This window comes from Kitasatospora sp. NPDC059088, from assembly GCF_042738155.1.
Taxonomy (GTDB): domain Bacteria; phylum Actinomycetota; class Actinomycetes; order Streptomycetales; family Streptomycetaceae; genus Kitasatospora.
In genome coordinates this window covers 31,613-43,420 of the sequence record NZ_JBHYGR010000052.1, presented here as the reverse complement: position 1 = coordinate 43,420, position 11,808 = coordinate 31,613, and the positions used below count along the sequence as shown (strand labels likewise).

Here is an 11,808-nt window from a genome sequence, read left to right as displayed (position 1 = left end):
CGGTCGGGGCCGCCCCGGTCAGACGGCGCTCTTCTTGAGCCGACGGCGCTCGCGCTCGGAGAGGCCTCCCCAGATGCCGAAGCGCTCGTCATTGGCGAGGGCGTACTCCAGGCACTCCGAACGGACCTCGCAGGCGAGGCAGACCTTCTTGGCCTCGCGGGTCGAGCCACCCTTCTCGGGGAAGAAGGACTCCGGGTCGGTCTGGGCGCACAACGCGCGCTCCTGCCAACCGAATTCCTCCTCTTCCTCCGCGATGCCGTCCCCGATCAACAGCTCAAAGAGCTCGCTCATGTGGCGCGCCTCCTCTGCCCCTACTTGGCGTCCCCGTGGTTGCCGTTGCCTCGTGCGGCTGACGACACGAGTGAAATTACAGTTGCGTCACTCTGGCCCAGTCAAGCCGAGCTCTGGTATTGAGGCCGGGATTCACTCCCTGGCACCAAGCCGTTACGAATAGTGTACATATCCGGACACATCGGACCTTGGGTCCGAAAGCCCCGGCGACACCGAAACGCCCGCAATCACTCGCGGAATGACGCTCGGTCATCGTGACAGGCCGGTCATCGGCCTCCCTTCCCGGCGATCTTCCCATCGAAACATAGAGAGTGATGAATCACCCCATCCAGGAAAGATCCGGACCTAACCCACTCGAATGCCGCATCCTTCGGTTTGACACCGCCCCTGCGGATGCGGTCTCCTTTCCTCCATGTCAGAGTTCGCCAGCCCCCGGAGCGGTTCCACGCTCCGCCGTGCCGTGAACTCCTGTTGTCGCCTCTGTTCCTGCTGTATCTAGGCGCCCGCGTCCCACCGCGCGCCGCCCAGGAAGCACAGAGGCCGCCCGCGAATCCCGCCCCAGGACATCCCGGATCCGGCTGATCCCCGAACCAGCCGAGCCATCCGAGGACGACTCCCGTGCGCATGATCCGCATCCGCAAGCGGAACCGCGACCGCAACAAGCACGCCCGCCGCGGCCTCGCCGCCGCCCACGCACCCCGCCACGGCGACCGGCACCGCTGGGCCGACGGCCTCAGCGACGTCTCCATCGCCGGCGACCCGCTCGCCTTCCCGCACCTCGCCCGCACCGACCTGCCCGGCCACCCCACCACCGTCGCCGGGTACGCCCGGCTGGTCCGCGAGATCGCCGCCGACCGCACCCGCTGGGAACCGCTGGTCCGCTACGACGCGCTCACCCGCTGGTACGCCCGCCTGGAGACCGGCCCCGGCTACGAGGTCTGGCTGCTCAGCTGGCTGCCCGGCCAGAGCAGCGGCTTCCACGACCACGGCGAGTCCTCCGGCGTGATGACCGTCGTCCAGGGCGAGCTGACCGAACGCTCGCTCACCCACGCCGGCGAAGGGGCCCGCACCCTGCGCCCCGGCGGGCAGCGGGTGTTCTCCTCCGGCTACCTGCACGAGGTGGTCAACGGCGCGCTCGAACCCGCCGTCTCCATCCACCTCTACACCCCGGGCCTGACCGCGATGAACCAGTACGGCACCGCCACCGCCGTCCCCGAGCAGCACGCGCACGCGGCGGAGTCCGAGCGGCGTTGACCGAGGCCTGACGAAGAGTCCGACCGTGGCAGGATGACCCCATGCGCATCGTGGCACTGGCAGGCGGGATCGGCGGGGCGCGCTTCCTGCGCGGACTCCTCGCGGCGGTCGGACCGCAGGACGAGATCACCGTCATCGGCAACACCGGCGACGACATCCACCTCTACGGGCTCAAGGTCTGCCCCGACCTCGACACCGTGATGTACACCCTCGGCGGCGGCATCCACGAGGAACAGGGCTGGGGCCGGACCGACGAGACCTGGTCGATCAAGGCCGAGATGAAGGAGTACGGCGTCGGCCCCGAGTGGTTCGGGCTCGGCGACCGCGACTTCGCCACCCACCTCGTGCGCAGCCAGATGCTCACCGCCGGGTACAGCCTCAGCCAGGTCACCGAGGCGCTGTGCGTGCGCTGGAAGCCCGGCGTGCGGCTCCTGCCGATGAGCGACGACCGGGTCGAGACCCACGTGCGGATCACCGACGAACAGGGCACCCGGGCCGTCCACTTCCAGGAGTACTGGGTCCGGCTGCACGCCGCCGTCGACGCCGAGGCGATCATCCCGGTCGGCGCGGACACCGCCAAGCCCGCGCCCGGCGTGCTGGAGGCCCTCGCCGAGGCCGACGTCATCCTCTTCCCGCCGTCCAACCCGGTCGTCTCGATCGGCACCATCCTCGCCGTCCCCGGCATCCGGGACGCCGTCGCCGCCGCCCCGGCGCCGGTGGTCGGGCTCTCCCCGATCATCGGCGGGGCGCCGGTGCGGGGCATGGCCGACAAGGTGCTCGCCGCCGTCGGCGTCGAGGCCACCGCCGAGGCGGTCGCGCTGAACTACGGCGCCGGCCTCATCGACGGCTGGCTGGTGGACACCGCGGACGAGCAGGCCGTCCCGGCCGTCGAAGCCGCCGGGATCGCCTGCCGGGCCGTCCCGCTGCTGATGACCGACGTCGAGGCCACCGCCGAGATGGCCCGCGCGGCGCTGGCGCTGGCCGAGCAGGTCCGCGCGTGACCATCGAGATCCTTCCGGTCCAGGGCATCCCCGAGGTCGAGGCCGGGGCCGACCTCGCCGGGCTGATCGCCAAGGCCGGGACGTACCGCGACGGCGACATCCTGCTGGTCACCTCGAAGATCGTCAGCAAGGCCGAGGGCCGACTGCTGCACGCCACCGACCGGGACGCCGCGGTCGACGCCGAGACCGTCCGGGTCGTCGCCCGGCGCGGACCGGCCCGGATCGTCGAGAACCGCAACGGCTTCGTCATGGCCGCCGCCGGGGTCGACGCCTCCAACACCGCCCCCGGCACCGTGCTGCTGCTGCCCGAGGACCCGGACGCCTCGGCCCGCGCGCTGCGCGCCCGGCTCCAGCAGCTCACCGGCCACCGGATCGCCGTCGTCGTCACCGACACCTTCGGCCGGCCCTGGCGCAACGGGCTCACCGACGTCGCGATCGGCGCCGCCGGACTGTCCGTCCTGGAGGACCACCGGGGGCGCACCGACAGCCACGGCAACGAACTGGTGCTCACCGTCACCGCGACCGCCGACGAACTCGCGGCCGCCGGCGACCTCGTCAAGGGCAAGGCCACCGGCGTCCCGGTCGCCGTCGTGCGCGGGCTCGGCCACCTGGTCACCGCCGAGGACGGCGCCGGCACCCGGCCGCTGGTGCGACCCGCCGCGGACGACATGTTCCGGCTCGGCACCTCCGAGGCGCTGCGCCAGGCCGTCACCCTGCGGCGCACCGTCCGCTCCTTCACCGCCGACCCGGTCGACCCGGCCGCCGTCCGGCGCGCGGTGGCCGCCGCCGTCACCGCGCCCGCCCCGCACCACACCACGCCCTGGCGGTTCGTCCTGCTGGAGTCCGCCGAGACCCGGGTCCGGCTGCTGGACGCGATGCTCGGCGCCTGGCAGCGCGACCTCCGTGAACTCGACGGCTGGGACGAGGCCCGGATCGCCCGCCGCACCGCCCGCGGGAACGTGCTGCGCGACGCGCCGTACCTGGTGGTGCCGTGCCTGGTGATGGACGGGTCGCACGACTACCCGGACCCGCGGCGGGCCGCGGCCGAACGGGAGATGTTCACGGTGGCCCTGGGCGCCGCCGTGCAGAACCTGCTGGTCGCGCTCACCGGCGAGGGGTACGGCACCGCCTGGGTCTCCTCCACGATGTTCTGCCGTGACACCGTCCGGGGTGCGTTGGACCTGCCGGAGGGATGGGACCCGATGGGGGCCGTCGCCGTGGGACGCCCGGCGGAGGCGCCGCGGGTCCGCCCGGAGCGCAGCGCCGACGCCTTCGTCGCGGTGCGGTAGGGATCTCTCAGAGGCCCCGGTAGATCTCGCGGCGGTCGCCCACCTTCACGACGACGATCACCAGCACGTCGTCGTGGATCTCGTACGCCACCCGGTACATGCCGACCCGGAGCCGGTAGAGACCCGTGTGTCCGGTCAGCTTCTTCACGTCCGGGCCGTCGGCGTACGGGTCGTCCCCGAGTCTGGTGAGCGCGGCGAGGATCTGCATGGCATCGACCTGGCTGATGTCGCGCAGTTGCCGCCGAGCGCTCGCGGTGAAGCGGAACGCGTACTTCACGCGGCGCTCCCGGCACTGCTCGGCGGCTCTCCGAAAAGGTCTGCCAGAAGTTCGGCCATGCTCACCGTGGGTTCGTTCCGGTGTTTCTCCGCCTCACGGGCGAGGAGCTCGTCCTCCGCGTCCTCTATGGCATCGAGGATCTCGATCGGCACGACCGCGCCGACACGCTCGCCCTTGCGGGTGATGACGGTGATCTCACCGGCCTCGGCCCGGCTCAGCACCTCGGCGAGGTGGGCCCGGGCCTCACGGATGTTCAGTTCATCAGCCATGCTTCCAGCGTACACACCGCGTGTACGCAGAGCGGCGTTCTCCGGTCAGCGGTTGCGGTGGTCGTTGGGGGTGAGTCTGGGGCCGTAGCGGGGGGCGTGGGGGGTGGTGGCGGTGAGGAGGCGGCAGAGGCGGTGGCGGTGGGGGCGGTAGGGCTCCAGTAGGGCGAGCATCTGGGTGTCGTCGCTGCGGGGGCGGCCGGCCAGGGCCCAGCCGACCAGGTTGGGGAGGTGGAAGTCGCCGACCGAGACCGCGTCCGGGTCGCCGTTGCTGCGCTGGAGGGTTTCGGCGGCGGTCCAGGTGCCGATGCCCGGGACGGCCGTCAGGCGGGCGAAGGACTCCTCGCGGGCCATCGCGGAGGCCTCTTCCAGGCGGGGTGCCAGCCGGACCGCGCGCTGGATCGTGGCCGAGCGTCCGGGGTCGACGCCGGCCCGGTGCCACTCCCAGCTCGGGACCATCGCCCAATCGCGGGCCGACGGGGCCACCCGCATGCCCTCGGCCGGGCCCGGGGCCGGGGTGCCGAAGTCGCGGAGCAGGGTGCGCCAGGCGCGGTAGGCCTCGTCGGTGGTGACCTTCTGTTCCAGGATCGCGGGGACGAGGGACTCCAGGACCAGGCCGGTCCGGGTGAGCCGCACCCCGAGGGTGCGGCGCTGGGCGTCCCGGAGCGGGCCGGGGGGCAGCACCAGCGCCTCCGGGTGGTCCTCGGCGCCGAGCAGGGTGGGCAGCCGGTCGAGCAGCCACTGGGCGCCCGGCCCCCAGGCGGTCGCCTCCACCTCGCCCGCACCGGGGCGCGGCAGCACCCGCAGGGTGCCGACGCCGGCCGGGGTGCGGGAGGCGCGCCAGACGGCACCGTCGCCGGTGGTGCGGTACGAGGGGTCGGCGGGGCCCCGGCGCAGCGGCAGCAGGGTGCGGACGGGGTCGAGCGGGAAGCCCGGCCGCCAGTGCCGTACCGCTTCGCCGCCCGTCACTGCCGTCGCCTCCTGGGGTGCCTGAGGCCCTGAACGATACGTGGGGAGGGTGACGGCTAGGGAGTCTGGAGTCGGGCGGCGGCTGTGCGGAGTTCGGGGAGCCGGGCGTAGAGGGCCTTGCCGGGGCATTCGGTGTTGAAGGCGTCGCGGTGGCCGGAGACGGCGTCGAAGTCGACGACGGTGCCCTTGGGGTAGCGGCTGGCGTCGGACGAGGAGGTGAGTCCGGTGCGGCCGTCGGCGGGCCGGCCGGTGAGGCCGAGCTTCCAGGCGGCGATCGCGGCGAGGCCGTCGAGGAGGGGTTGGGGCGGGGTGGCGTCGACGTAGGTGCCGATCGCGGCGACGCCGGAGGAGTCGGTGTTGAAGCCGAGGGTGTGGGCGCCGTGGACGGGCCGGTCGACGCCGCCGGCCCGGCCCTCGTAGACGGTGCCGCAGCGGTCGACCAGGAAGTTGTAGCCGATGTCCCGCCAGCCGCTGGTCTTGACGTGGTACTGGTAGATGCCCCTGATCACCCGGGGGGCGTCGGAGCAGGCGTAGTCGGTGGCGGTCGCGGTGTGGTGGACGAAGACCTCGCGGACCGGGCCGGTGTACTCGGAGCCCGGGTCGCGCAGGGACTCGTCGGCGCCCCAGCCGGCCCGGGTGACGATCGCCGGGCGGGGCGCCTGGTGGCCGTCCTCGGCGGCGGGGGCCGCGGGCACCGTCCGGGTGGCGGCCGGGGCGGGTGCGCCGGCGCCGGGGTCGACGAGGTCGAGCCGCAGTCCGGGCGGCGGTCCGGCCGGGCCGGGCCGGAACTCGACGGCGACGCCGTCGCTGCGGCCGGTCCACAGCGGGGCGGTGGCGCCGTGCGGGGCGCGGTCGGGGCCGTCGTCGGTGTCGGTCTCCAGGGTGTGCCAGTCGCTCCAGCGGCCGGTGGCCGCGTCCCGGGTGCGGACCCGGAGGCTCCCGCCGTCCAGCGCTCCCGCCGGTCCGTCCCAGCCGATGCCGAGGAGTTCGAAGGGTCCGGTCGTGCTCGGCGGGAGCCCGTGCCCGGCGGGGAGCCGGAGCGAGACGGTCCGGCCGCCGCCGGGGAAGTCACGGTGCTCGCCGCCGGGGGCAAGGGGCACGGCGGTGGCGGCGGGAGCGGGCTGGAGCAGCAGGGCGGCGGTGCAGCCGGCGAGCAGCGCGGCCGGGAAGGGGAGGCGCGCGGCCTTGGTGGAAAGGCGCGCGGCCTGGTGGGAAAGGCGCATAAAGGGGATCGTCGCCGCAAACCGGACCGCCCGCCACGCCGCCCCGCGCCCGCTCGGCCGCCCCTCCCGGCCTGCCACCCGAAGGCCGTAGGCTGGGGCGCACCATGACTGCGCCATTCGCTGCCGATGCCCGCACCCCCGTCGAGCTGCTGCACGCATACCTGCGCGGCGGCACCCCTTCGGTCGATCCCGCGGCCCCGCTGGTCACTTTCTACGACGACGCCACCGGCGAACGGGTGGAGCTGTCCGCCCGGACCTTCGACAACTGGGTCGCCAAGACCGCCAACCTCCTCCAGGACGAGCTGAACGCCGGTCCGGACGACCGCGCCGCGCTGCTGCTGCCCGCCCACTGGCAGAGCGCCGTCTGGCTGCTGGCCTGCTGGTCCGTCGGTGTGACCGCGGTGCCGGCCGGCGACCCGGCCGACGCCGACCTGGTGGTGAGCGGTCCGGACGGCCTGGAGGCCGCCCAGGCCTGCGGGGGCGAGCGGGTCGCGCTCGCCCTGCGCCCGCTCGGCGGCCGCTTCCCGCACCGCCCGGACGGCTTCCTCGACTACGCCGCGGAGGTGCCCGGCCAGGGCGACCGCTTCGCGCCGTACTCCCCCGTCGCCCCGGACGGGCAGGCGCTGGAGACCTCGGTGGACGGGCTGCCGCTGAAACTGACCGGTGAGCAGACCGTCGCGCTGGCCCGGGAGGGCGCCGCTCGGATCGGCCTCAAGCCCGGGGACCGGGTGATGTCCACCCTCTCCTTCGACGACTGGGCGGGCCTGGAGGCCGGCCTGCTGGCCCCGCTGGCGGTCGGCGCCTCGGTGGTGCTGTGCCGCAACTCCGAGGGCCTGGACGCCGGGCAGTGGGAGAAGCGCTCCGAATCCGAACGGGTGACTGTGCGCCTCGGCTGACCCCGGGACGGTCCCGGCGGGTAGGGATCCCTGCCATGGCCGAGGACGACACCGAGCACCCCCCGACCGACCAGACTCCCCCGGAGCACGCTCCCCCGAGCGGACCGGGACGCCCGCGAAGGCGCCGGCGGTGGCTGATGATCACCGCCGGCGCCGTCGCGTTCCTGCTGGTCGCCACCGGCGTGCTGCTCTGGATCGCCTACCGCAAGCTGGACGGCAACATCAGGACGGACTCGGCCACCGACCGGCTGCTCGCCAAGCTGGAGGCCGAGCGCCCGAGCCGGGCCGCGGGGGCCAAGGGCGCCGAGAACATCCTGCTGATCGGCAGTGACGACCGCTCCGGGGCGAACTCCTCCTACGGCGGCGAGGCCGGGACCCAGCGCTCGGACACCACGATCCTGCTGCACCTGGCCGCCGACCGGAAGCACGCGACGGCGGTCTCCGTCCCGCGCGACGTGATGGTCACCGTGCCCTCCTGCGAGAAGCCGGACGGCAGCCGCAGCAAGGCGGGGACGATGCAGTTCAACTGGGCGTTCGAGCTGGGCGGTCCGGCCTGCTCGATCCGCACCGTCGAGCAGTTGAGCGGCATCCGGATCGACCACTACGTGATCCTCGACTTCAGCGGCTTCAAGACGATGGTGGACGCGATCGGCGGGGTCGAGGTGTGCGTGCCGCAGCCGATCCACGACAAGGACGCCAAGCTCGACCTCCCGGCCGGCCGTCAGCTGCTGCACGGCGAGCAGGCGCTCGGCTACGTCCGGGCCCGGGAGAGCCTGGGCGACGGCAGCGACACCCAGCGGATGGGCCGCCAGCAGCAGTTCCTGGCCTCGCTGATCCGCAAGGTGCAGTCGCAGGGGGTGCTGCTGAACCCGGCCAAGCTGTGGCCGGTGCTGGACGCGGCCACCTCCTCGGTGAAGGCGGACGGCGGCCTGTCCTCGCTCGGCGCGCTGTACGACCTCACCCAGGACCTGCGCGACGTCCCCTCCCCGGACGTGGTGTTCCTGACGGCGCCGCGCCGCCCGTACCGCTACGACTCGGACCGGGACGAGTTCGTCCAGCCGCAGACCACCCAGCTGTTCGACGCGCTGCGGGCGGACCGGCCGCTGGCCCTGCGGCCGCCCGGTTCGGCGCCCTCGCCGGACGCGGGGACCGGAGCCGGGGCGGGCACCGGAGCGGGAGCCGGATCCGACGGGGCCACGGCGTCACCCTCGGCGGGCGCCTCGCCCACCTTCGAGGGACGCACCGCCGACGTGGACGCCTGCGCCCAGCACTGAACTCGACGTCCGGCTTTGCTTTTTCATTGCTCAAACATGACTGAGATCACACTCGGAACAATTCCCCCGTTCGGCTCGTCTAGTGTGTCCGGATCGACCCGTCGCCCGACGGGTCGGCCTCCGTGACCGGCCGGACGTAGGGGACCCCCGTGCAGCAGGACGAAACGAACACCGGTCGGTTCAGCGGGGGGAGCCGGCGGGAGGCCAAGCGTCTGGCCGCGGCCGCCAAGCGGCAGCGGCGCCGCCGGGTGCTCAAGTGGACGGCGGGGACGGGCGCCCTGGTGATGGTCGCGGGCTGCGGCGGGGCCTACTACCTGTACCAGCACTTCAACAGCAACCTGACCTCGGTCAAGGTCCAGCTGGGCAACGAGGAGGAGCGGCCCAAGGCCGCCGGGGACGCGCTGAACATCCTGGTGATCGGCACCGACAGCCGCCAGGGCCTCGGCCGCGAGTACGGCGACGCGGGCAGCACCGGGCACGCCGACACCACCCTGCTGTTCCACGTCTCCAAGGACCGCTCCAACGCGACCGTGGTCAGCATCCCGCGCGACCTGATGGTGCCGATACCGGAGTGCCAGGACGACAAGGGCAAGAAGATCCCGGGCGTCGCGCGGGACATGTTCAACAACAGCCTCGGCCAGGACGGGCGCGACGCGGGCTGCACCTGGAAGACCGTGGAGAAGCTGACCGGCATCCGGGTCGACCACTTCGTGCAGGTCAACTTCGAGGCGGTGAAGACGCTCTCCACCGCCGTCGGCGGGGTGGAGGTCTGCGCGGCCAAGGACATCGACGACAAGGACTCGCACCTCAAGATGTCCAAGGGCCGCCACGTCGTCCAGGGCGAGGAGGCGCTGGCCTTCGTCCGCACCCGGCACGCGGTCGGCTTCGGCGGCGACCTCACCCGGATCCCGCTCCAGCAGCAGTTCATCAGCGCGATGATCCGCAAGATCAAGAGCGACGACACCCTGACCAGCCCGGGCAAGCTCTACCAGCTCGCGGACGCCGCCACCAAGGCGCTCACCGTGGACTCCGGCATCGGCAGCGTCGACAAGCTCAAGAACCTGGCCCAGGACATCAGCAAGGTGGACACCAAGAACATCACCTTCACCACCGTCCCGGTGCTGGACGACCCCGGCAACAAGGACCGGCTGGTCCTGCACCAGCCGGACGCCGGACAGGTGTTCTCGATGATCGCGGGCGACCGCTCGCTGACCGAGACGGCCGCCCCGGCCGCGACCCCGGACGCCTCGGCCCCGGCGGCCCCGGCCGCGCCGAGCAGCGCCGCCCCGGCGGTGGACACCAAGGGCGTCCAGGTGACGGTGCGCAACGGCAGCGGGACCCGCGGACAGTCCGGGCCCACGGTGGAGAAGCTCAAGGGCAAGGGCTTCGCCAAGGCCGCGGTCGGCTCCGACGCTCCCCCGGCCGCGACCAGCACGGTGTCCCACCCGGCCGGCCAGGAGGCCGAGGCCGCGGCGCTGGCCGCCGCCCTCGGGCTGCCCGCCGACGCCGTGAAGCCCAACCCGAAGGCGGGCCCGAAGGACCCGCTGCTGGTGGTCCTCGGCAAGGACGCCCTGGCGGCTCCCGCGCAGCAGGCGACCGAGGCCCCGAAGGACCTCCAGCGGGTGCAGGCGGACGACGAGGACGTCTGCGCCAAGTAGCCGCCCGGGGCCGAGGGTTCGGTCCGTCCCGCGGTACCGCTCGCCGGTCCGGGGGCCGGTCCGGAGCCCCCGGACCGGCCGGGTCGAGCGGGGCCGCACCGTCCTCAACTGTCCCCGTGCGGGCCGGCGGTAGCCGGTCCGGGCGTCAACGCGCCCGGGAGAGCACGTCCTTCGAGGACGGGCCGACGCTCCTTATCACCCGGCGGGCCAGCGAGCGGGGTGAGGTGATGAAGCCGAAGCCCCAGCTCAGATGCATGGTCGCGAGCGCCACCGGCAGCAGCGCCCTGGCCCGGAACGACAGGCCGCGGCCCTCGACCGCGGCGCCGCCGAGGATGCCCAGCAGGTAGACGCCGGGCACCGCGAGGAAGGCCGGGTGGACGGCGGCGCCCAGCACCAGGCCGAGCAGCACCGCGAGCAGCGCGCTCGGCGGGGCCAGGTAGCGCAGGTTGACCGAGCCCCGGTGGTAGCGGGTGACCACCCGGCGCCACCGGCCGTAGTCCTTGTACTGCTTGGCCAGCGCCTTGACGGACGGCCGCGGCCGGTACGTCACCTTCAACTGCGGGGTGAACCAGACCAGCCCGCCGTCCTGGCGGATCCGGTAGTTCAGCTCCCAGTCCTGGGCGCGGATGAACTCCTCGTTGTAGCCGCCGAGTCGCTCCAGCACCTCGCGCCGGAACACCCCGAGGTAGACGGTGTCCGCCGGGCCGGCCAGGCCGCCGGTGTGGAAGGCCGCGTTGCCGACACCGATCTTGGAGGTCATCGCGGCCGCGACCGCGTTCTCCCACTCGGTCTCGCCCTCGGCGTGCATGATGCCGCCGACGTTGGCGGCGTCCATCTCGCCGAGCAGCCGGACCGCGGTGGCGATGTAGCCGGGCGTGAGCAGCCCGTGGCCGTCCACCCGTACGACTATCGGGTACTGCGAGCCCCGGATCGCGGCGTTCAGCCCCGCGGGAGTGCGGCCGGTGGGGTTCTCCACCGTACGCACCCGCGGATCCTCGGCCACCAGCTCGGCCGCGATCTCGGCGGTGCGGTCGGTGGAGGGACCGAGGGCGATCACCACTTCCATCGGTCCGGGGTAATCCTGGTCCAGGATGCGCCGGACCGCCGTGCGCAGGTGTCGTTCCTCGTTGAGCACCGGCATGATCACGGAAACAGCCGGCAGCTCCTCAGCAGCCTTGGTGTTCATCGGGGCCAACCGTACCGGTGTCGACGCATATCCGTCTTGTCCCGGTCCGGCTGCTCCCGGGACCCCTGGAGGGCGACACCGGTGCCGTGATCGGGATCACCGTACCGCCCCGGGCGCCCGGGCCCGAATCGGCGGGGGAACCGTGCAGGTTCGGGGTGGGTTCGGCGGCCCCGGTGAACGACGGGCGGACGGCACGGCGCGGGGGCCGGGTGCTCGTGCGCACC

General features: G+C 73.2%; 12 protein-coding genes. 6 read left to right on the top strand and 6 right to left on the bottom strand.

All coding sequences use genetic code 11. The features are described from left to right. Positions 1-18: 18 nt before the first annotated feature. Positions 19-291: a WhiB family transcriptional regulator gene (locus tag ACFWXO_RS23475; RefSeq protein WP_375895861.1), complete on the bottom strand. Its 273-nt coding sequence runs from the start codon at positions 289-291 to the stop codon at positions 19-21. A 618-nt stretch (positions 292-909) separates the two neighbouring features. On the opposite strand from ACFWXO_RS23475, the gene ACFWXO_RS23470 reads away from it, so the two are divergent. Genes ACFWXO_RS23470 through ACFWXO_RS23460 form a run of 3 tightly spaced genes read left to right on the top strand, consistent with a single transcriptional unit; the run spans position 910 to position 3,835 of the window. Then, entirely contained in the window at positions 910-1,545 is a 636-nt protein-coding gene (locus ACFWXO_RS23470) for a cysteine dioxygenase family protein (RefSeq protein ID WP_375895864.1), read from the top strand. A gap of 41 nt (positions 1,546-1,586) precedes the next feature. Next, on the top strand, positions 1,587-2,546 hold the full coding sequence (cofD, locus tag ACFWXO_RS23465; protein ID WP_380525656.1) for a 2-phospho-L-lactate transferase: 960 nt from the start codon (positions 1,587-1,589) through the stop codon (positions 2,544-2,546). Beyond that, positions 2,543-3,835, top strand: a complete 1,293-nt coding sequence (locus ACFWXO_RS23460) for a coenzyme F420-0:L-glutamate ligase (RefSeq protein WP_375895869.1) — start codon at positions 2,543-2,545, stop codon at positions 3,833-3,835. The genes cofD and ACFWXO_RS23460 overlap by 4 nt, the downstream gene beginning before the upstream one ends. Before the next feature lie 7 nt (positions 3,836-3,842). Here ACFWXO_RS23460 and ACFWXO_RS23455 read toward each other — a convergent pair whose 3' ends face one another. Genes ACFWXO_RS23455 through ACFWXO_RS23440 form a run of 4 tightly spaced genes read right to left on the bottom strand, consistent with a single transcriptional unit; the run spans position 3,843 to position 6,570 of the window. After that, complete coding sequence (locus tag ACFWXO_RS23455; RefSeq protein ID WP_380525655.1) at positions 3,843-4,112, bottom strand: type II toxin-antitoxin system RelE/ParE family toxin; 270 nt, start codon at positions 4,110-4,112, stop codon at positions 3,843-3,845. Continuing rightward, positions 4,109-4,381 (bottom strand): type II toxin-antitoxin system Phd/YefM family antitoxin, encoded by a 273-nt coding sequence (locus tag ACFWXO_RS23450; protein WP_375895874.1) that lies wholly within the window; start codon positions 4,379-4,381, stop codon positions 4,109-4,111. Before ACFWXO_RS23450 ends, ACFWXO_RS23455 begins: the two co-directional genes overlap by 4 nt. 45 nt (positions 4,382-4,426) lie before the next feature. After that, the gene (locus tag ACFWXO_RS23445; protein ID WP_380525654.1) at positions 4,427-5,476 is read right to left on the bottom strand and encodes a DNA-3-methyladenine glycosylase family protein; all 1,050 of its coding nucleotides are present in this window, start codon (positions 5,474-5,476) and stop codon (positions 4,427-4,429) included. Beyond that, positions 5,404-6,570, bottom strand: coding sequence for a peptidoglycan recognition protein (locus ACFWXO_RS23440; RefSeq protein WP_380525653.1), 1,167 nt, complete (start codon positions 6,568-6,570; stop codon positions 5,404-5,406). Before ACFWXO_RS23440 ends, ACFWXO_RS23445 begins: the two co-directional genes overlap by 73 nt. A 104-nt stretch (positions 6,571-6,674) precedes the next feature. Between ACFWXO_RS23440 and ACFWXO_RS23435 the strand changes: the two genes are divergently transcribed. From ACFWXO_RS23435 to ACFWXO_RS23425, 3 genes are all read left to right on the top strand, one after another. Then, positions 6,675-7,466, top strand: a complete 792-nt coding sequence (locus ACFWXO_RS23435; RefSeq protein WP_375895881.1) for a TIGR03089 family protein — start codon at positions 6,675-6,677, stop codon at positions 7,464-7,466. 35 nt (positions 7,467-7,501) lie between these two features. Next, on the top strand, positions 7,502-8,740 hold the full coding sequence (locus tag ACFWXO_RS23430) for an LCP family protein (protein ID WP_380525652.1): 1,239 nt from the start codon (positions 7,502-7,504) through the stop codon (positions 8,738-8,740). Positions 8,741-8,889: 149 nt separating this feature from the next. Then, on the top strand, positions 8,890-10,398 hold the full coding sequence (locus ACFWXO_RS23425) for an LCP family protein (RefSeq protein WP_380525651.1): 1,509 nt from the start codon (positions 8,890-8,892) through the stop codon (positions 10,396-10,398). Positions 10,399-10,543: 145 nt separating this feature from the next. On the opposite strand, the gene ACFWXO_RS23420 is transcribed toward ACFWXO_RS23425, so the two are convergent. Then, positions 10,544-11,584 carry a glycosyltransferase family 2 protein gene (locus ACFWXO_RS23420; RefSeq protein ID WP_375895889.1) on the bottom strand — a complete coding sequence of 347 codons (1,041 nt, stop codon included), beginning with the start codon at positions 11,582-11,584 and terminating at the stop codon, positions 10,544-10,546. Between the last annotated feature and the right edge of the window lie 224 nt (positions 11,585-11,808).